General features: G+C 45.5%; 18 protein-coding genes. 12 read left to right on the top strand and 6 right to left on the bottom strand.

Going from position 1 to position 20917, the window contains the following annotated elements; all coding sequences use genetic code 11:
* The first annotated feature begins 18 nt into the window (after window positions 1–18).
* The 7 genes from KI743_RS03550 to KI743_RS03520 all read left to right on the top strand — a co-directional run bounded on the left by KI743_RS03550 (window position 19) and on the right by KI743_RS03520 (window position 9323).
* On the top strand, window positions 19–1425 hold the full coding sequence (locus KI743_RS03550; RefSeq protein ID WP_285465109.1) for a TolC family protein: 1407 nt from the start codon (window positions 19–21) through the stop codon (window positions 1423–1425).
* A 9-nt stretch (window positions 1426–1434) separates the two neighbouring features.
* Window positions 1435–3147 carry an efflux RND transporter periplasmic adaptor subunit gene (locus KI743_RS03545; protein ID WP_285465008.1) on the top strand — a complete coding sequence of 571 codons (1713 nt, stop codon included), beginning with the start codon at window positions 1435–1437 and terminating at the stop codon, window positions 3145–3147.
* A gap of 2 nt (window positions 3148–3149) precedes the next feature.
* On the top strand, window positions 3150–6269 hold the full coding sequence (locus KI743_RS03540; RefSeq protein ID WP_285465006.1) for an efflux RND transporter permease subunit: 3120 nt from the start codon (window positions 3150–3152) through the stop codon (window positions 6267–6269).
* Between the two features lie 72 nt (window positions 6270–6341).
* Window positions 6342–6884, top strand: coding sequence for a copper-binding protein (locus KI743_RS03535; RefSeq protein ID WP_285465004.1), 543 nt, complete (start codon window positions 6342–6344; stop codon window positions 6882–6884).
* A gap of 94 nt (window positions 6885–6978) precedes the next feature.
* Complete coding sequence (locus tag KI743_RS03530; protein ID WP_285465002.1) at window positions 6979–7620, top strand: hypothetical protein; 642 nt, start codon at window positions 6979–6981, stop codon at window positions 7618–7620.
* A gap of 195 nt (window positions 7621–7815) precedes the next feature.
* The gene (locus KI743_RS03525) at window positions 7816–8004 is read left to right on the top strand and encodes a helix-turn-helix domain-containing protein (RefSeq protein ID WP_285464999.1); all 189 of its coding nucleotides are present in this window, start codon (window positions 7816–7818) and stop codon (window positions 8002–8004) included.
* 314 nt (window positions 8005–8318) lie between these two features.
* Window positions 8319–9323 (top strand): Solitary outer membrane autotransporter beta-barrel domain, encoded by a 1005-nt coding sequence (locus KI743_RS03520; protein WP_285464997.1) that lies wholly within the window; start codon window positions 8319–8321, stop codon window positions 9321–9323.
* A 142-nt stretch (window positions 9324–9465) separates the two neighbouring features.
* Here the strand turns inward: KI743_RS03520 and KI743_RS03515 are convergent, their stop codons facing one another.
* Window positions 9466–10464, bottom strand: a complete 999-nt coding sequence (locus KI743_RS03515) for an AraC family transcriptional regulator (protein WP_285464994.1) — start codon at window positions 10462–10464, stop codon at window positions 9466–9468.
* A 182-nt stretch (window positions 10465–10646) separates the two neighbouring features.
* Between KI743_RS03515 and KI743_RS03510 the strand changes: the two genes are divergently transcribed.
* From KI743_RS03510 to KI743_RS03495, 4 genes are read left to right on the top strand one after another with little or no spacing between them, the layout of a single operon-like run.
* The gene (locus tag KI743_RS03510; protein WP_285464992.1) at window positions 10647–11768 is read left to right on the top strand and encodes an HlyD family secretion protein; all 1122 of its coding nucleotides are present in this window, start codon (window positions 10647–10649) and stop codon (window positions 11766–11768) included.
* Complete coding sequence (locus tag KI743_RS03505) at window positions 11758–12777, top strand: DUF2955 domain-containing protein (RefSeq protein ID WP_285464990.1); 1020 nt, start codon at window positions 11758–11760, stop codon at window positions 12775–12777. Before KI743_RS03510 ends, KI743_RS03505 begins: the two co-directional genes overlap by 11 nt.
* A gap of 23 nt (window positions 12778–12800) precedes the next feature.
* Complete coding sequence (locus KI743_RS03500) at window positions 12801–13898, top strand: AI-2E family transporter (protein WP_285464988.1); 1098 nt, start codon at window positions 12801–12803, stop codon at window positions 13896–13898.
* Entirely contained in the window at window positions 13899–14564 is a 666-nt protein-coding gene (locus KI743_RS03495) for a potassium channel family protein (RefSeq protein WP_150896622.1), read from the top strand.
* A gap of 96 nt (window positions 14565–14660) precedes the next feature.
* Here the strand turns inward: KI743_RS03495 and KI743_RS03490 are convergent, their stop codons facing one another.
* Window positions 14661–15200 carry a DUF3332 domain-containing protein gene (locus KI743_RS03490; protein WP_150896621.1) on the bottom strand — a complete coding sequence of 180 codons (540 nt, stop codon included), beginning with the start codon at window positions 15198–15200 and terminating at the stop codon, window positions 14661–14663.
* 612 nt (window positions 15201–15812) lie between these two features.
* On the opposite strand from KI743_RS03490, the gene KI743_RS03485 reads away from it, so the two are divergent.
* A complete protein-coding gene (locus tag KI743_RS03485; RefSeq protein WP_285464984.1) occupies window positions 15813–16406 on the top strand; it encodes a hypothetical protein in 594 nt (197 codons plus the stop codon).
* 162 nt (window positions 16407–16568) lie between these two features.
* Here the strand turns inward: KI743_RS03485 and KI743_RS03480 are convergent, their stop codons facing one another.
* From KI743_RS03480 to KI743_RS03465, 4 genes are all read right to left on the bottom strand, one after another.
* Window positions 16569–18329: a transporter gene (locus KI743_RS03480; RefSeq protein ID WP_285464981.1), complete on the bottom strand. Its 1761-nt coding sequence runs from the start codon at window positions 18327–18329 to the stop codon at window positions 16569–16571.
* 480 nt (window positions 18330–18809) lie between these two features.
* Window positions 18810–19436, bottom strand: a complete 627-nt coding sequence (locus KI743_RS03475) for a bifunctional 4-hydroxy-2-oxoglutarate aldolase/2-dehydro-3-deoxy-phosphogluconate aldolase (protein ID WP_032552779.1) — start codon at window positions 19434–19436, stop codon at window positions 18810–18812.
* Window positions 19437–19568: 132 nt separating this feature from the next.
* A complete protein-coding gene (locus tag KI743_RS03470) occupies window positions 19569–20507 on the bottom strand; it encodes a sugar kinase (protein ID WP_285464979.1) in 939 nt (312 codons plus the stop codon).
* Window positions 20508–20541: 34 nt separating this feature from the next.
* Window positions 20542–20877 (bottom strand): cupin domain-containing protein, encoded by a 336-nt coding sequence (locus KI743_RS03465; RefSeq protein WP_032552776.1) that lies wholly within the window; start codon window positions 20875–20877, stop codon window positions 20542–20544.
* Window positions 20878–20917: the final 40 nt, after the last annotated feature.

The following is a 20917-nucleotide window of genomic DNA, read 5'->3' as shown; positions in this document are numbered from 1 at the left end:
TGCACCAGCTTGATAGCGATGCCTGCATTTGTGATGGCAGCATCGTCAAATGAGGCAGTGACCTCTGCCAACGGAAGTCGTGTTGTTGTTGCTGGTGAACTAGAGACTCTACAAGCCCAAGAGCGCCAGTTAGCACTGCTTATTGACCAAGCCTTGCAGCGTGATAGCGGTCGTCAACAGATCATCGCTCAATCTCAAGCGACTCGTCATGCGGGTATCGCTTCAGCCACCCTCAGTGATCCAAAGCTAAAAGTGGGTTTTGGTGGCCTTCCTGTCGATAGTTTTAAGTTCGACGAAGATCCTATGACCAATATTTCTGTTGGGTTAATGCAGCAGTTTGAACGTGGTTCGACGTTGGATTTAAAGGAGCGCCAGTCAAGCCAGCAAGCAGATGGTATTGACTTGCAAGTTGCTGTCCGAGAAAGAGAAATCACCAACACCATTACCACACTATGGTTGGAGCTGGGTTATCAGCAAGCCGCACGTTCAACTTTGTTAGAAACGCGTCGTTTAATGGTAGAGCTTGAGCGTTTTATTGAGACCAATTATGGAATCGGTAACAGCGAAGCTCAGGACCTGCTCAATGCTCAACTGAATGTCGCTAAGTTTGATGAAAAGCTGCAAGCTAATCAGCAGCAACAGCGTCGAATTATTGCTCAGCTTTCTGAGTGGTTAGGTTCAGATTGGTTGAATTCATCACTGGCAAATTTTGCTATAGATGCGTCACAACCAGGCGCACAACCTCAATCTATTCAGGCCAGTAACGTCTTGAGTTGGCAAGCTTTAGAAGGCCAATTAAAGCCTTACGTTGGTCAATCCCAATACTACGCTTTATTGCAGTCACATCCTATGGTTCGTGCTGCGGATACGGCTATCACCGTCAACGAAACGCAAGTAGAGATCGCAGAGCAAGCGTATCTACCTCAGTTTGGTGTCGAGGTGATGTACGCCTATCGACAAGCGAATAATATGCAAGGTAATCCGGCGTCAGATCTGGTCAGTGCCTATGTGACTATGGATATCCCATTGTTTACGGGTAATCGTCAAGACAAGAGTGTTGAAGCTGCTCAGTACCAAGTGGGTTCTGCCCGTGCTCAGAAAGAGACGCTTCTTAGTCAAATGAACGCCAAAGTAAACGCGCTTTTGGTGGATAGAGACAACCTATCTCAGCGTATCGAACGTTATCAAAACAGCTTTATTCCTCAAGCTGATGCAACCACAAAGGCCGTTGAACGCGGGTATCAAAATAACACTGCGCAATTTAATGACGTGATCACTGCTATGACTAACGCGCTCAATATCGAGCTAGAACAGCAGAGATTAATCACGGATTTAAACATAGTTAACAGTCAATTGGCTGCGCTTGTTGGTGGCTCATATCACCAGCCTTCTCAATCATCAAAGACAACGCCACAAGCGCAATAAGGAAACATCATGAAATCATTTACAGTCGCAAGTATTGCTCTTGTCGTTGGTGCAGCAATCGGTGTTGGTGCGAGCCAATTTTTCCCGATGAACCACGCTGCTATGAGTGGAGAAATGTCAGAAAAAAGCGCAGATGAGCCGCTTTATTGGGTTGCCCCGATGGATCCGAACTATCAACGAGACCAGCCGGGTAAGTCACCTATGGGAATGGACTTAGTTCCTGTTTATGCTGATGACTTGGCAGGAAAAAAAGATAAACCGGGTACGGTCACCATTGATCCTGCGGTGGAAAACAACCTTGGGGTAAAAACCGAATCTGTGATGTTAGAACCTTTGACGCCAAAAATAGAGACGGTGGGCTACGTTGCCTTTGATGAAAGTCGTCTGTGGCAGACCAACGTCCGTGCGGCGGGGTGGGTTCAAGACCTATTTATTAATGCGGTAGGTGAAACTGTATCCAAGGGTGAAGTGTTGTTTACACTCTATTCTCCAGAGTTAGTTAAGGCACAAGAAGAGTTGTTGAGCGCTTATAAAACGGGTCGTAAAGGTATGATCTCAGGTGCTAAAGAACGACTGGTCTCTTTGGGAGTTGATAAACAGCAAATCAATCAAATCGTGAGACGTGGCAAAGCATCGCAAACCATAGAAATAAAAGCGCCAGCCGATGGAGTTATCGCAACCTTAAATATTCGAGAGGGTGGTTATCTTTCTCCTGCTCAAGCGGTAATTAGCGCCGGCCCTCTGGAAGAAGTTTGGGTTGATGCCGAGGTGTTTGAACGTCAAGCACACTGGATTTCACAAGGCACTGCAGCTTCGATGACGTTAGATGCGGTTCCGGGTGGCGAATGGAGCGGTCGTGTGGATTACGTTTACCCAATCCTAGATCCAACCACTCGAACACTGCGAGTGCGTCTTAAGTTTCCCAATCCTGATGGTGAGCTGAAGCCGAATATGTTCTCGAACATCACGCTCAAACCAGAAAGTGACGATCAAGTCCTGACAGTAGCTCGTTCATCGGTGATTCACTCGGGTGGCATGACGCGAGTGGTTTTGTCTGAAGGTGAAGGTAAATATCGTTCACATCGTATTCGTGTAGGGCGTGAAGCGGGCGATCGTGTCGAAGTGCTTGAAGGTCTTGAACAGGGTGTGAGCGTCGTTACTTCTGCTCACTTCATGTTGGATTCGGAGTCTAGCCAAACGGCAGATTTGTCTCGAATCTCTTCAATCAATGAAGAGCCAATGCAGATGAGCGATTCCGTGTGGGCAAAAGGCAGTATCACCAATCTGATGGTGGGACACCGCATGGCAACCATTGAGCATCAACCGGTTCCTGAGTGGGATTGGCCGGGAATGGTGATGGACTTTACCTTCTCTGATGAGGTTGATTTATCTGGCTTAGCGAACGGTCAGGCGATCGATTTTAAAATGGAGAAGACGGATTCAGGGCAATTCCAAGTCACCGAAGTGAGCCAAAGTGATAACACAATGGCGACGGAAGTCTGGGTCGAAGGCGATATCACCATGCTGATGGCAGATTTTGGCATGATCACAGTGAATCACCAAGCTGTTGATGAGTGGCAGTGGCAAGCCGGAGAGATGAATTTCACCGCTAGCGATGACATTCCACTTGATGATTACAAAGAGGGACAAAAAGTGCGTTTCCTCGTGGTGAAATCTGGCACGGACTACGTGTTGAAGAAAATTGAGTCGGCTGAGGAGTAGTGATGATTAATGCAATTATTCGCTGGTCGATCAGCAATCGATTCTTGGTGCTTGTCGCCACTATCGCTCTGACTTTAGGTGGCCTCTACAGTGTGAAGAATACGCCTGTCGATGCCATTCCGGATCTTTCTGATGTGCAAGTTATCATCAAAACCAGCTATCCGGGACAAGCGCCGCAAGTGGTAGAAGATCAGGTGACCTATCCGCTTACTACAGCAATGCTCGCAGTACCCGGTGCGGAAACCGTTAGAGGCTATTCGTTCTTTGGTGATTCGTACGTTTATATCATCTTCAACGACGACACCGACATGTATTGGGCGCGTTCAAGGGTATTGGAGTATCTCAGCCAAGTTGCCCCTAAACTGCCAGCCAGCGCCAAGCCAACACTTGGTCCAGATGCAACCGGTGTGGGCTGGATCTACAGCTATGTGCTGCAAGACAAAACGGGTCAGCACGATCTCGCTGAGCTCCGCAGCCTGCAAGATTGGTTTTTGAAATACGAGCTGCAAACCGTCAATGGTGTGTCTGAAGTGGCGACAGTTGGTGGCATGGTTAAGCAGTATCAAGTGCAAATTGATCCCGCTAAATTGCGTGCCTACGACCTAACACTGAAGCAGGTCAACAATGCTATTCAAAGCGGTAACCAAGAAACAGGTGCATCAGTTATTGAAGTGGCAGAAGCTGAGCATATGGTGCGCACGTCGGGCTATTTGAGTGGTATTGACGATCTCAAAGCACTGCCTTTGAAAGTGACCGCTAAAGGTACACCGTTATTACTTGGTGATATTGCTGACGTGAATCTTGGCCCTCAGATGCGTCGCGGTATCTCAGAGCTAAACGGTGAAGGTGAAGCCGTTGGCGGAGTCATCGTTATGCGCTTTGGTGAGAATGCCAGTGAGGTGATCGCGGAGGTAAAAACAAAGCTTGATGAGTTACAACGCAGCTTGCCGGATGGGGTCGAGATTGTTGCGACCTATGACCGATCAGCCTTGATTGACTCGGCAGTAGAAAACCTTTGGCAGAAGCTTGCCGAAGAGTTTTTGGTGGTTGCTATCGTGTGTGCGTTATTCCTATTCCATATTCGCTCATCATTAGTTATCGCACTGAGCCTTCCAGTAGGCATTTTGTCTGCATTTATCGTGATGCACTGGCAAGGAATCAACGCCAACATCATGTCTCTAGGCGGGATCGCAATTGCTATCGGCGCTATGGTTGATGGCGCGATCGTGATGATTGAGAACGTGCATAAACACATTGAGCGCACACCGTTGAATGATAACAATCGTTGGCAAGTGATAGGTAAAGCTGCTGAAGAAGTGGGGGCACCGCTTTTCTTCTCGCTGCTTATTATTACGCTGAGCTTCGTGCCTGTGTTCGCATTGGAAGGGCAAGAGGGCAAGATGTTCTCACCGTTGGCGTTCACTAAAACGTATGCGATGGCGGCGTCTGCGGGCTTGGCGATCACCTTAGTTCCTGTGCTTATGGGCTACTTCATTCGTGGCAAGGTACTTCCTGAGCATAAGAATCCAATCAATAAAGGCTTGGTTGGGCTGTATCGTCCACTGCTCAATCTAAGCTTGCGTTTCCCGAAAACGATCATCATGGTCGCACTGGCTTTGATGGCATCTGCGTATTACCCAACCAGTAAGCTAGGCAGTGAGTTCATTCCACCGCTGGATGAAGGAGATTTGATGTACATGCCGACGACCTATCCGGGTATCTCGATAGGTAAAGCGCGTGAATTACTCCAACAAACCAATAAGTTGATTAAAACCATTCCTGAAGTAGAAACCGTGTGGGGCAAGATCGGCCGAGCAGAAACAGCGACCGATCCAGCGCCACTAACCATGATTGAGACGGTGATTCAGTTTAAACCTAAAGATACTTGGCGTGACGGTGTCACACTGGAGTCGCTGCGTGATGAACTCAATAACCTGATTCAGTTCCCGGGCCTAACCAATGCTTGGGTTATGCCAATCAAAACTCGTATCGATATGTTGGCGACGGGGATTAAGACTCCGATCGGGATCAAGATTGCAGGACCTGATCTGAAAGTGATCGAGAAGATAGGGGCAGATATTGAACCTATCCTTAATGACTTACCGGGAACTGCGTCTGTCTATGCGGAGCGTGTAGCCGGTGGTCGTTATGTCACTATCGACATTGATCGCCGAGCTGCTGCGCGTTATGGCCTAAACATCGCTGAGATACAGCAAGTGATATCAACAGCGGTAGGCGGAATGAATGTCGGTGAGACGGTAGAAGGTTTAGAGCGTTATCCGATTAATGTTCGTTACCCACAAGAGTATCGTGATTCGGTGATCAAGTTGCAAAACCTGCCTTTGATAACGGCGAATGGTGCGCGCATCGCGTTAGCCGACGTCGCTGACGTGCGTTACGAAGATGGTCCGCCAATGATCAAGACGGAAAATGCGCGTCCAAACGGTTGGGTATTTGTTGATATTGAAGGACGTGACTTAGGAACTTATGTCGAAAATGCCAAGCGTGCGGTGGCAGAACAATTAGAGCTTCCTGCTGGCTACTCGCTGGCTTGGTCTGGGCAATACGAATACATGGAGCGAGCTAAGGAGCGCTTGAGCATTGTTGTGCCAATCACTATTGCAATCATCATGCTCTTACTTTACTTGAGCTTCCGACGTGTTGAAGAAGTCATGGTGATCATGCTGACTTTGCCGCTCGCGATGGTTGGCGGGGTGTGGTTGATGCATTACCTCGGTTACAACTTCTCGATTGCCGTAGGCGTTGGCTTTATTGCCTTGGCCGGCGTTGCAGTGGAGATCGGAGTGATTATGTTGGTGTACCTCAACCAAGCGTGGAACTTTAAAAAACAAGACCACGAGAATGCGCACACACAGCTGCAGCACAAGGATCTGCTGGATGCGATTCGTGAAGGTGCTGGCTTACGAGTTCGTCCGGTGATGATGACGGTTCTGACGGTAATCATCGGTTTGATTCCAATTATGTACGGGCAGGGTACAGGCTCTGAAGTCATGCAGAGAATTGCAGCCCCAATGATAGGAGGCATGGCCTCAGCGTTACTTCTGACTTTGCTGGTGATCCCCGCCATTTTTGTTTTGTGGAAACAGCGAGATCTGAAATAGGTTCTCTCTAGGTTATTGAATTAAATGGCCTAGTGAGACTTTCGCTGGGTCAAAACAACATCAGGAATTATTATGAAAAAGACAATTATCGCGTTGAGCTTAGCTCTATTCACTGCTTCTGCTTTTGCACAGATGGACCACTCTAAAATGGACCATGGAAAGATGGATCACAGCTCGATGAATCATGAAATGATGGATCATTCCACTATGGATCACTCGAGTATGATGGGAATGCAACGTACATCTAGTGTAGGGATGCCAGCTAATGGCGCTAACCCAGACAAAGTGGTTCATGTGGTCCTCAATGACGACAAAACCATCACTTTCAAAAAAGAAGTTAAGATCGAGCCAAACGATGTGGTGCAATTTGTGGTAATGAATGCGGGCAATGAGTCTCATGAATTCTCGATTGGTAGCAAAGAAGAACTAGAGAGTCACCGCAAAATGATGGCAGCAATGGCGGGCATGGAACATGACACCAAGAACTCTATTGTCGTAGAACCCAAAAAGGCCCGTCAGTTTATGTGGCACTTCCACGGTGACAATAACGTTGAATTTGCGTGTAACTTTAAAGGGCACGCTGAAGCAGGCATGACGAAATCAATTAAGCTTTAAATTGAGATTCGTCAGACAGAAATGGATTGGGTCGCATATAGCGACCCTTTTTTTGATTACAATAATACAGAACCCATTGTGAAAGGATCCATTAATGGCGGAGCAGAGTAATTCGACTGCCATCGTCAATGCTGATGATGTGGAGTGGTTTGTTGAACTGCTGCAGCAGTTTGAGCAAGACATTTATTTCTTACTGCGGGAAGCGAAGATCCCTAACGATATTTTTACTAATGAACGGGACTATCAGCACCTTCTTGAAACCGCGTTTAAGAACGTACTTGAATTGATGGAACAGTCCGCATCCAGAGAAGAATTAACGCTCTTGCTATGGAGTTTCTGTAAGCAAGTCTATGTCCCTAAGTTTTTCGCCCAGTTATCTGAACGGACTTCGCTGAAAGCCGCTTTAGATGAGTTCGCTGAGTTGCTTAAAGCTCGTTCCACGGGGGCCACTATTTACACTAATCAGTCTGGCGGAAAATGGTGGTTGGTGCGCGAAAAACCTTTTTCTGACGCGCCATGGTTTAAGCTGTCAGAGATATTCTCGGTCATATTTATTAATGAGTTACTTCTGAGTCTGACTCAAGGTAAGTGGCGTGCAACTGAGGTAGGGATCCAAAGTAGTGATTTGGAGTACTTTCAATCATTACCTGAGATGGCAGAGGCTCAGTTTTTATCGGCCGTCCGGTCACGGCATTTGAAATTCCTGACTCACTTATGCAATCGCCTATCGTCTTAGCTCGCAATTTGAGTACGAAGGCTGAGAATTTTCAACAACCCATTAAGCAAATCGGTGGCGTTCACTCATTTGTTAGCTCGTTTCAGTTAGCGATTAACCCCTATTTGTCTGTGGGTAAACTGCCGATTAGTCTTGCCTCTGAGATCCTCAACATCAACGTGAGGACAATCCAACGCCGTTTTGGAAAAAGAGGGAGTGATTTACAAAGCCTTGGTAGAAGAGATGATGCTAGAGCAGACACTATTTTTACTTGAGCACTCTGATTTATCAATTACAGATATCGGCGCCCAAATGGGTTACTCAGACTCATCACACTTCACTCGCGCCTTTAAACGTCAAATGAAAATGACACCCAGACAGTATCGTAAAGAGCGCAAGGTCTAGAAGACACAGTCTGTCTTTATCGGCGTTTACCGCAGTCTCGTCTTAAATCGGTGGCATAAAATGGTAAGTAAGTGGTTTGGGAATCCGCCAAGATGGCATTTCATTCATTATTTGAAATCCTATCAACGACGGAGGACTGGCCATGATCATTCACTATCGAGTACAAGATGTTGAGGAGCTTTATGGGGCAATCGATCTTGCGAGTTTTTTACAGCTCGCTTTGCGAGGTGCTCGATTCCCAACTTTAACCCTCTGATTGAAATAGCGAATTTTCCAATTACACTTGAAGCATAAGTTTGAATGGAGTCAACTTAATGCTTTCACCCCAATTCCTCAATCTCCCCACGATTGGTGTACTTTTAACAGGTCTTATTTCGTCCAGTGTTTATGCCTCTAATGAGGCGATTCAGAACCGTTTGGAGAAGATTTTTGCAGCGTCTATCGCGCTCACCGATAGCGATGCTGTTTCGATTGGTTTTGTAGACTTTGACCCTAACTCGTTTATTAACCTCAACGACAGTGGCTTTGGTTCTGATAAAACCGTTGATACTCGAAGCCAAGTCAGCGTGGGCTCAATTCCTTACTCATCTTTGATAAACACCGAAGACCCTGATGTTGATCTAATTTGGTCGGTACGTGGCTCGTACGCGTTATCTGAGCAGGACATTGAGATTTCATCGGATGTGACTAGTGATCGTCGTGTGAACCCAAATAAAGATTCGGTATTGGGTTTGTATGGCTTTTTCGGGGTGAGAAATCAGTTAGACCAACATTGGTCTGTCGCTTATGGACTGGGCACTCATTTGCTCTATTACCGCAACGAATATGAATACAACAACAGCTATTCCCAAGCATTTCAGCCTGTGCTTGATGGTTACGCGCTGAATACGTCGGCATGGGCCTTGATAGGTGAACCGTCAGTTAAGCTCAAATACCTTCAAAAGAAAGAGTGGGGCAGTTGGAATATTTCGTCACGAGCGCGTTATTTCTATGGAACGGGTTGGGGAGAAGCCAACGATGGTGACATCGGTAACCCAGAGGGCCTAAGGTTTATTAATGAACTCGAGTTTAGGCAGAATGTAGTGCTGGACGTTTGGTCATTAAAGAATCCTCAGATTCACTATAACTTCAGAAGAATCGATGTGGCTGGAGACCTGACCGAACCACTCGATACACACTACTACTATGAGTTTGGTGCTGGCTTGGTGTTTGATATGCCTTATGACTCTTACTTCTTTGATAACTTTGGGGTTGGTATCAACTTCAACTATGGCAGCTCTTTGAGTGGTGGCAGCTTACTTTTCCTACTTAACAACTAATATTGTCTATCTTTCAAATCGTTAACTTCGCGACAAGAAGGTAATACCTCACACTCAAAATTTCGATATGGCGTGAAATGGTAAAAGTCATTGTGAAAAATAGTGACAATAACCCAACGCACTCAACGATTTAGTTCTTCTATCAAGTAGATGAAATAGACCGCTGGTAAATTTTAGGCGTTAGCCCTGATACACGTTTAAAGGCTCTCGAAAAGTGCGAAATATTGGTGTAGCCAAGTTGGCTGGAAGTGTAGGTTAGCGTATGGCCTTCTTCCATCAGTTCACATGCTACCGAAAACATTAGGTTCTCTTTTATTTTGCGAAAAGAGGTGTTCTCTTGCTTGAGTTTTCTCTGGAAAGTTCGCACCGAAAAGTTAAGCAGTTGAGCGGCATCTTCGATGGATAGATCTTGCTCTTTCATATACGGCTTAAGTAGCTCGTAGATACTATCAGTAAAGCTGGTGTGCCATTCCACAAGGGCAGGCTTGGGGCTAAGGTCTTTACTGGTAAGTTGAATCGGCAATATCAAGATATCGCTTGGGATCATCACTGCTGTCATGCCTTGTTCTATAAAGAGTTGGCAACGGCTGGTAGTGATAGTACTGATGACATCTGTTTCTCTACCTTGAAGTCGGATTTTATCTGGCTGCCACTGATTGTTTGAGAGAATCGTAATGAGCTCAATGATGTAGATGATGGCAAAAGCCTCGCCCCATTGAAACATCGTTGAATCATCGTCCGGTGCCTGACGGCAGAACCAAACCTGACCGTGCTCTTTCACTAAAGAGACGCGGCTACCTGGCGAGTCGTTGGAGAAAATTTGATTGATGTGTTGAAGCGCGTCGCCAATGGTTTGGTAATCGACAAACTGATGCAAGACATGTGGGATGATGCGGCGTCGAAATGCTAGCCCAAGCAGGTCAGTAAACTTTGAAACCCCAAGTTGAGCGGAAGTGAGGTAAATCAAGCGTTTAATGGACTCTGAAGGCACAAAATCACTGTCGGACTGGATTAGATCGGGAGGAAGACCAGAGTCTTTCAACAACTGATGCAAGTCGAGTCCATAGTCACTAAACATCTGCACCAAGATCTTTGCATAATTGGTTTGTATTACAGGAACTTGATACTTGGTTTCTGCCATCACGAAACAATCCTTTGTGTGTTTTTGCAATAGACATGCGTGTATTGGCAATAAATTAGACGCATCTATCAGTTACAGAGTGCCATCAGATAAATTTAACTGCAATTTCTTGAGTTTTCCACGAGTACGCTTATTTTTAAAGTATTAATTTTGTTGATGTTACCTAGATGAAAGGGAGTGGTATGTCTGAAACTAAAGAGTCGGAATCATCTGCAAACAGTGAATCCACACCTCAAGTAAATAAAAAAGATAAAGTCAGGAAGGTGACCAACTATTTGTTGTTGTTTGTTGCTGCCATGCTGATTTTTAGTGTTGTATCAGATCGTGTGATTCCAATTACTGACAACGCCCGCGTTAAAGGTTACATCGTTCCTATCAAGCCAGAAGTCTCTGGCAAAGTCCTAGATATCCGAGTTCAACCAAACCAATTGGTGGAGCAGGGTGACGTGCTAGCAGTATTGGATGATTCTGATTATCGGATTGCTGTGGCGCAAGCAGAGCAAAACCTAGAAATTGCTGGACAGAACGTGGGTGCTCAAACCGCCAATATCGCTTCTGCGCAGGCCAAACTGACTTCTGCGATTGTCGAAAGACAGAACACAGATCTACAAGCGAAACGCGTACTGGCAATGGCAGACAAAGGCGTGGTGTCAAAGTCTGACGCAGATAAGGCACGAGCAGCGGTTGCCACAGCGCGTGCAGCGGTATCCAATGCAGAGGCGGATCTAGAGCGCGCCAAGCAACAGATGGGTAAAGAGGGTGAAGAGAATAGCCAAGTTAAAGCGGCCTTATTAGCGCTTGAGCAAGCACAACTCAATTTAGAGAGAACCGTTATCACGGCACCAACCCAAGGTGGTGTTTCAAATTTCAGTTTGTCCGAGGGTTTCTATGCCTCTTCTGGTCAGCCAATCATGACCTTTGTTTCAACTCAGGATATCTGGATAGAAGCGTATTATCGTGAAAACAGCTTGGGCAATGTCACGGTCGGAGATGAAGTCGAAGTGGCTTTAGACTTTGCGCCGGGCAAGGTCATTAAAGGAAAAGTGACGAGCATTGATTGGGGTGTTGATTGGGGGCAAAACGATCAAGCGGGTAAGCTCGCTCAAGCTAATCAGCAGACAGGCTGGTTACGACAAACCCAGATGTTGCCTATCACTATTGAGTTTGAACGCAATGATGTGTCGGGTTTACTTCGAGTGGGCGGCCAAGCGGATGTGATTGTCTACAGCGGCGATAACTTCATCTTTAATACGATTGGCAAACTCTGGATTCGTTTCATCAGCGTGCTTTCTTATGTCAGATAACGTCATCTTAGATGAACAGGTGCAGCGACGAATTTTACGTTTCACTGTGGGCGTAACCATATCGGTTTTTATTGCCGCCTGGATCAATTGGCCCTTGGCATTCGTTGCGCCTGTGTTCACTGCAAAGTTCTTGATTGATAAGCAAAATCTACATAAAGAGACGGTTTACGAGCTGCTACTTGCATTGGTCGCAACCATGGTATTGGGCTTGTTGCTCTCAAGAGGGATTACCCAGTACCCGGTCCCGTTGTTGGTGTTGGTTGGTTTGATGATGCTTTGGGGTTACTACTTGTTTGTCGACCCCAAGTGGAATTTATTCGCGACCATTTTGCTGATCGCCGTACTGATGCTGCCGTTTATGGCGATATCTAATCCGGGAGTCTCTGTACTTTTGGCATCAGGATTAGCGACGTCTGGCGTGGTATCGGTGCTGCTCTTTGCGTTGGTTCATATCTATTTCCCTGAACCAAAATCCGATTTCTCAGGCTTTGCGGCACCGCCTCTTGATCGCCAACAGCGTTGGTATGCTGCGTTTAGAGCGATGATCATTTCTTATCCAGTGGTTTGTTTCTTCTTCATTTTTCAAATCTCTGAAGCATTGTTGACTATGATGTTTATTGCGCTTCTCTCTTTGATGATCACGGCAGAGAAGTCAGTGAAACTGAGCGCCTTCTTGGTGATCAGTAATGGCATCGGCGGGCTACTGGCTATTGCGGCGTTCTCTATTCTTGCCATCGTGCCTAACATTGTTTTTTACTCGCTGTTTATTGGTTTAGTAGCGATCTTTATGGCTCGGAAAATCTATACCGTGCCAGATAAAGCCCCGATATTTGCGACGGCGTTTAGTACCTTACTTGTTCTTATTGGCAGTACCTTGATGAGCTCAGGTGACATTGATAGCAATACACTGATACGCATTGTTCAATTGGTGATGATCGGTGTTTATATGATTTTGGCTTCCCTATTTCTTGAGACCCGGAATTGGAAGTTTCTGCAAAATCAGCCTTAATTTTTAGTGAACAAGGATGTTTTATGAAGTTAACTGACGACTTTTCTAAACAAGCGATTGATGCTGCCATAAAAATTGCCGCGGTAGCGATCCTTGTGTATTGGTGTTTCTCAATTCTACGTCCCTTTATTCTGCTGGTGGTGTGGGGAGCGATCATTGCGACAGCGCTCTATCCTGTAGCGGTGGCGATTTCAAACAAAACTGGAATGTCTAAAGGTAAAGCCAGTGGATTGTTGAGTTTTATTGGTGTGTTGTTGCTCCTGATCCCTCTTATCGCTTTGTCCTCAGGCATCTATACCAGTGCATCTGACCTAATGAGTGGTCTTCAAGATGGCACATTGTCCGTCCCTAAGCCTAAACAGTCTTTGCAAGAGATCCCTCTTGTGGGTGAAAAGATCTATGGCGCGTTAGTTTACGCATCAACCAACATTGAAGGCGCTTTTGTTAAATATGCGGATGAGATAAAACAGTTCGCATCAAAAGCAGCCTCGATTCTTGGATCTCTGGGTGGTGGTTTTGTTCAGTTTATTATCTCTACCATCATTGCGGGCGTATTTATGAGTAATGCTGATAAGTGCCAAGTGGGTTTGACGCATTTGGTCGCACGCCTAACTGATGGTCGAGGCGAAGAGCTCGTTAAGCTCTCTAAAGTAACGGTGCGCAGCGTGGTTCAGGGCGTTATTGGGGTTGCTTTGATTCAGTCAGTGATGTCTGCAATTGGTTTAGTGATTGCTGGTGTTCCTGCCGCTGCTTTCTGGGCTTTAGCGGTGCTGTTAATTGCGATTATCCAACTGCCACCGATTCTGGCGCTACTCCCTGCGATTATCTACATGTTCAGTGTTGAGTCGACACTCGCGGCTAGCTTGTTCTTGGTTTGGTGTTTGATCGTTAGTGGTAGTGACGCGATTCTAAAGCCTGTTCTATTAAGCCGTGGTTCTCACATCCCTATGCTGGTTATCCTTCTTGGTGCACTAGGTGGGATGGCGATGTCGGGTATTGTAGGTTTGTTTGTAGGGGCAGTGGTACTGAGCTTAACTTATGAACTGATGATGGTTTGGCTCAATTTGGAGCAAGAGGGCCAGGTTAACCAACAAGACCAGAAAGAAAAAGAGGCAAGCTAAATGAAGCCAGTGTCGAAGGATGACAATTTTTACTTTCTGTTTTTTGCCTTGCTAGTGCTGTTCTTCGGCTGCGCCGTAATGCAGCAGTTCTACCCTCAAGGGCAAAAGACAATTTTGTTCCTAATAATCATGACATTGGCGGTTTCTATTGCAGGGATACATCAAGAGCGAGCACTGTATCGTTCTTGGTATGGGTTACTTTTGCTCACGGCGGGGGTCTCTGGGGTCTTCTCGTTCTTTGAGGATTATAACCTTTCTATTGTCACTCTATTAGCGCTCGCGGCGTTTCTGTTCTCTCATATTTACTCGGCACTTAAACAGGTGATGCAGGCATCTAATGTCACCAAGAACCACATTATAGGTTCCATCTGTATCTACCTTTTAATCGGTTTGGCTTGGGCAACCATCTATCTTCTGATCTTGGAGATTCTCCCCAACGCGTTTAACGGGTTAGAAGAGCGAGAGTGGCTGAGTAATTTGTTTAACGCGATGTATTTTAGCTTTATTACACTTACGACCGTTGGTTATGGTGATATTTCTCCCGCGCTTCCTGTTGCACAGTTCTTCGTGTTTATGGAATCAATCATCGGAAGTTTCTATCTTGCTATCATGGTGGCAAGCTTGGTGAGCATTCGATTGAATCAAGGGCAGGATAGCCAAAATTAGCTAGCACTGGGAATAAACGAGAAAGGCAGTTGAGAGTGATGTGACTCTCAACTGCCTTTCTGTTCTATTAACGTCGAATCGAACGTTTAAATTGCCTTATGCGTTACCTTTCTTCAGGGCTTCTAGCTCGCTAATGGTCGTTTGAGAAACGAGCTCACCATTCATGTAGTAGCTGACCTCTTCACCCTCTCTAATACCCGTCAAGGTTGCACTTTCGCCTGTGTTATACACGATATCCATTTGGATAGTGTTTTCATCAATCTGAATCATTTCGCCTGTTTCAATGGTTCGATTATTAGACAGGGGCGCAACTGGAGCCTCTTTCAAGCTTGGGTCGAGTTCATCATTCACTTTGAAGTGTGTGTCTGCTTCCGTATCAAAGACGTGTGGCGCGCCACTGATAGGGTTTTTGCCAGTCCAGAACTCTAGTGAGTTGAACACCACGTAGTCGGCGGCTGTAGTGATACCGTAGACTGGGGCAAGTAAGAAGTTCACGCCTGCTCGAGCGTAGCGGTTATCTACGACTTCTACGTTGAATTTCATCACTTTCCCTGTGACAGCATTACTACCGATACAACCCGTTAGCGCCGAAGCTAAAACCGTGAGTCCTACAATCTTTAGTGCCATCTTTTTCATCTTAGTACCTGTATTATTTAAAAAGTCTGTTTCGTTGGAACAGGTGTAGTATCGGCGATTTATTTTGATAAGTTTTACCATTTAACGCCACCGGTTGGATAAAAGTTCATCGCTTTAGGTTCTACGAGACTGTTAACCTGAAATGTGAAAAACGAAAAAGCGCTACCTTTTATTAGGTAGCGCTTTTTGAAATTTTGGTTGGGGTGCTTAACGCGTTAAAGTCTATTTCATGACATATCGATAAGCCTTAATAGCGACCCAACGAAAACACTTAAATAGAGTGGTGCTGGCTTTGATAGCAAACTTGGCTGTCGATGTGAGTAACTCGCCCGTAACGATAACGCATTTGTGTAGGTCGGATTCTTTGTAGTCTGAGTATGTCATGGTGTTCTCTTATTTAGTTGGGAGACTCCTGTCTGCGATACAACCCTTGTGCACGTAATGTACAGAATTCAGAAGTTCAGGATTTACCATTTAATGCCACGAGTGCCTATTATCTCGTCACTTAAAGAGATATTTGGACTCATAAGGGGGACTCGTTCCTACAGCAAGAGTGAATGATGTTATGCTCGGCAGTCCGTTGAGAGTTAGAAGAGATTAAAAGGACAGAGAATGAGTAACCTTACACCTGAACAAGAGGCGGCTTTGGCGACATTTAAAGAGAACCTGCATTTACCAAATGGTGGTTTTCATACACTGATCACTGAGCTAGGTAAGGAGTACCAACTTCCTTTTCAAAAAGTCCGTTCTGTCGTTAAGCAAGCGCAAAAGAACGTTGAGCGTCGCATTAAGTCTGATTTTGAGACAATTGACGCTGACGCACTTACTCAAACGAGTTGGATCGCTGCGATTAGAGTAGAGCTCGAAGAACAGGCTAAAGAGATGGAGTCTGTTATGGACAAGCTCAAGTCCAACCCAAAGTACCTAAACGTTATTGCAGCGATTGAAGGTGCTATTTCAACTGAAGACGAACGTGACGAATGGATCGAACAGCTGATTCAAGTCTACGAAAAAGAGGTGCTGAAGCCGTTACTGGCGATGTTACGCACCACTAAGTTGTATTGGACGCTAATGCTAGTCGATGAAACCTGTAAGATGACGCCAGAACAGCGCGAGAAATTTGCGGATTATCCTCAACATATGGAAGCTGCTAAACACCTGTATGAACTTGACCAAAAGCTAAGAGCCAAAGCGTTGGCTGAATAAACAGCAGGTTCAATAAACAGCAAGCACAACAAACAGTAGGGCAGTAAGGTCTTATCTTCTTCAGTACTGAACATAAAAAAACGCCCAAGCATTTGTGCCTGGGCGTTTTGTTTGTTATCGGTGTATTCTTGCTAGAAGCTGTTTTGCTGCTAGAAGCAATGCTTATTTCATTGCCGCTGGCTCATCGAGCTTTTTTACGCCACCGCGAGAGGCGTTAACCAGTAGTGCACCAACTGACAGTACAATCGAACCACACAGTAGGAACAGTGCTCGACCAGTAATGTCATTTGGAATTAGAGCCATCGCTAGGATACCGAAACCTGCAGTACAGATTAGCTTACCAAGCATTGAACGCTGTTTAGTGTCTAGGTTTTGCTGCTCTTGAGATTCTGCCACAACCGGTGTGTTCCAGTTCTCAAATAGCTTCTCAACTTCTGCTTCACGCTCCGGTGTACGACCCTTGTAAACCAGTGTTGTTGCTAGGAAGAAGCCACCAGTGAACACAACGTGTGCTGCTAAGCTCAGTGCTACTTTCAAGTCAGACCATTCGCGACCTGTTAGTGCGTGTTCTAGGTTAAACCAATTCTGTACGTCTTCAGCTTGTAGAGAGATACCGAAGATGTAAGAAACGAAACCACCAACAATCAGTGTTGCCCAACCAGCCCAGTCTGGAGTCTTACGAACCCACATACCTAGAAGTACAGGGATAAGCATTGGGAAGCCAATCAATGCACCAACGTTTAGTACGATATCGAACAGGCTTAGGTGACGCAGTGAGTTGATGAACAAGCCAATACCGATGATGATGAAGCCCATCATTACTGTCGTTGCTTTACTTACTACAACCAGCTCTTTCTGTGTCGCTTGTGGGCGAACAATTGGGCTGTAGAAGTTCATCACGAAGATACCTGCGTTACGGTTTAGACCAGAGTCCATAGAAGACATGGTAGCCGCGAACATTGCTGACATTAGAAGACCAACCATACCTGCAGGCATTACGTTTTGTACGAATGCTAGGTAAGCAGCGTCTGCACCCACTGAACCGTATTGCTCTGCGAAGTCCGGCATGAATGCACTTACGTACCAAGCAGGTAGGAACCAAATCAGTGGACCAACAATCATTAGCACACATGCAAGGCCAGCCGCTTTACGCGCATTTTCACTGTCTTTTGCACACAGGTAGCGGTAAGCGTTGATACTGTTGTTCATTACACCGAATTGTTTGATGAAGATGAACACAACCCAAAGGATGAAGATGCTCATGTAGTTCAGGTTGTTACCAACCATGAAGTCGCCATCGAAGTTTGCAACGATGTTGCCTAGACCGCCACCGTGGAAGTATGCCGCAACTGCACAAGTAATCGTCACAGCCATGATAACAAGCATCTGCATGAAGTCAGATGCAACAACGGCCCAAGAACCACCGGTTACCGCCATCAACATGAGTACTAGACCTGTTACAACGATGGTTGCTTCCATCGGAATGTTGAATACAGCAGCAACGAAAATTGCAAGACCGTTCAACCAGATACCCGCTGAAATCAAGCTATCAGGCATACCAGCCCAAGTGAAAAACTGCTCTGAAGTTTTACCAAAACGCTGACGAATTGCTTCGATTGCTGTTACAACACGAAGCTGGCGGAATTTTGGAGCAAAATAGATGTAGTTCATGAAGTAGCCAAATGCATTGGCTAAGAATAGGATTACAACGACGAAACCGTCGCTGAACGCGCGTCCTGCGGCACCTGTAAACGTCCATGCTGAAAACTGTGTCATGAAGGCGGTTGCACCAACCATCCACCACAACATTTTGCCGCCCCCTCTAAAGTAATCACTTGTCGACGTTGTGAACTTACGGAACATCCAACCAATGGCTACAAGAAAGAAGAAGTAGGCAAGAACAACAAGAGTATCAATAGTCATTTTTTCAGCCTTTTAAGTGTGATCATTAACTGATTCCTAGATTACTCTTTTATAGCTTTATTTGTACTACAATATGCTTTTATTGTGATCCAAACCAAGAGCTTTTTGATATATGAAAATCCTGACAAAGCTATGACATATGGGGCTTTAAAGCACTTTTGTAAAATCTAATTCGTAATACTAATTGCTTTTAAATGTAACCATTTATAATACCATTAACTCCTTTTAAAATCATGAAGTTAGATGCTAAGGGTGTGACTCTGTTGTTTAGACGAAATAACTAGCATCTATTTTTGTTTCCAGATCTCTTCCTAAAACAGTAAGTATAGGCGGTTCTAAGACTGGGCTAACGATGAGCGTCTTACTCATCTTTGCGTCATTATCATCATACTATTGAAGTGTGAATCTATCGCAAAAGCAGCTTAAACAAAAAAAGCGAGCCAAGAGGCTCGCTTTAAACATAATTTGTCGTCAGATGAATTACTTTGCGACGTGATTCACTGCATCACGTACTAGAGCACCTAGCTCGTCCCACTTACCTTCGTCGATAAGTTTTGTTGGAACCATCCACGTACCACCACATGCAAGAACAGAAGGGATAGACAAGTATTCATCAACGTTCTTTAAACTCACGCCGCCAGTTGGCATGAATTTTACTGGGTACACGGCTGTCAGTGCTTTAAGCATGCTTGTGCCGCCTGAAGGCTCAGCAGGGAAGAACTTAAGTGTGCGTAGGCCCATTTCCATTGCTTGCTCAACTAGGCTTGGGTTGTTTACACCAGGAACGATAGCAACGCCTTTGTCAATACAGTATTGAACAGTGCGTGGGTTAAAGCCTGGGCTTACGATGAAGTCCACGCCCGCTTCGATAGATGCGTCCACTTGCTCGTTAGTCAATACAGTACCAGAGCCAATCAGCATGTCTGGGAACTCTTTACGCATGATACGAATCGCTTCGATTGCACATTCAGTACGTAGCGTGATTTCCGCACATGGCATGCCGTTTTCAACAAGCGCTTTACCTAGAGGTATAGCGTCTTCTGCACGGTTGATTGCGATTACAGGGATAACTTTCAGGTTAGCCAGTTGTTCATTTAATGTCGTCATGGATAATATCTCACGTCTAAATTGACTGATAACTATTGAATTATCAGCGCTTTAAAATCTATTGGTTCATCTCGTCTAGCACTTTGATTGAGCATAGCATGACGCAGATAATGGCGTCATGCTTACATCAAATTAAGAAGAGAGAGACAGTGTTGGCATTGCTTCTTTAGGAATAATTGCACCTTGGTGTTGAATCACTGCGCCAGCGACACAGTGGCCTGCAAACGCAGCATCACGAGCATTACCACCACAGAATCGCTTCGCTAGGAAACCTGCACTGAATGAGTCGCCTGCGGCAGTGGTATCAATAACCTTGTCTACCGGGTTTGGCGCCACATAATGCGCGGCATCCGCTTCAACAACTAGGCAGTCTTTGCTACCACGTTTAATGATGATCTCTTTAACACCGCTTTTTGTGGTGCGCTCAATACATTGTTCAATGCATGCGTCGCCATAAAGCTCTTGCTCATCGTCAAAGGTCAAGAGCGCGATGTCAGCGAATTTGAGTAGTTGTAAATACCAAGATTGCGCTTCTTCTTGGCTTTTCCAAAGCTTAGGTCGGAAGTTATTGTCAAAAATAACTTGGCCACCTTGCTTTTTGTACTCTTCCAAGAACGCCAGTAGGGCAGTGCGACCTTTCTCTGTCAGAATCGCTAATGTGATACCACTAAGGTAAAGTGCATCGTACGAGAACAGTTTGTCTAGCACTAATGATGCATCATCACCATCAAGCAAGTATTTTGCTGCTGCATCATTGCGCCAGTAGTGGAAGCTGCGCTCGCCTGTTTCATCAGTTTCAATGTAGTAGAGGCCAGGTTGCTTGTCATCGATTTGCTTTACCAAGCTAGTGTCGATGCCTTCTGCATTCCACTTATCCAGCATATCTAGGCTGAACGGATCATTGCCTAATGCGGTTACATAGCTTGTTTTGATGTTGTGCTCTTGGGTTAAGCGAGACAGGTACAAAGCCGTATTAAGTGTATCACCACCAAATGTTTGCTTAAGCCCATCATCTTTTTTCTGTAGCTCAACCATACATTCGCCAATGACCGCGATATTAAATGATTTCATGTGCTTACCTTAGCAACTGAGGTTGCGCTATATATTATTTTAGGAAGTCTTCGCGAGCTGGGTTGAAGATATCAAGAAGAATGCTGTCTTGCTCAAGAGCAACTGCACCGTGCATCATGTGTTTACGTGCAAAGTACGCATCGCCTTCTTTTAGAACTTTTTTCTCGCCTTCGATTTCAGCTTCAAAGCTACCGCGAACCACATAACCAATTTGATCATGAATTTCGTGAGTATGAGGATGACCAATCGCGCCTTTGTCAAAAGATAGGTGTACAGCCATTAGATCGTCAGTGTACGCCACGATCTTACGCTTAATACCGCCACCCAGTTCTTCCCAAGGCTGCTCGTTATTGATAAAGAATGCGTTCATTGTGTCTCTCCAAAGCGTGTAAATTTTCTATATGTTCATT

This window comes from Vibrio sp. D420a, assembly GCF_030248625.1.
Taxonomy (GTDB): domain Bacteria; phylum Pseudomonadota; class Gammaproteobacteria; order Enterobacterales; family Vibrionaceae; genus Vibrio; species Vibrio fortis_A.
This window is presented reverse-complemented; position numbering and strand designations above follow the sequence as displayed.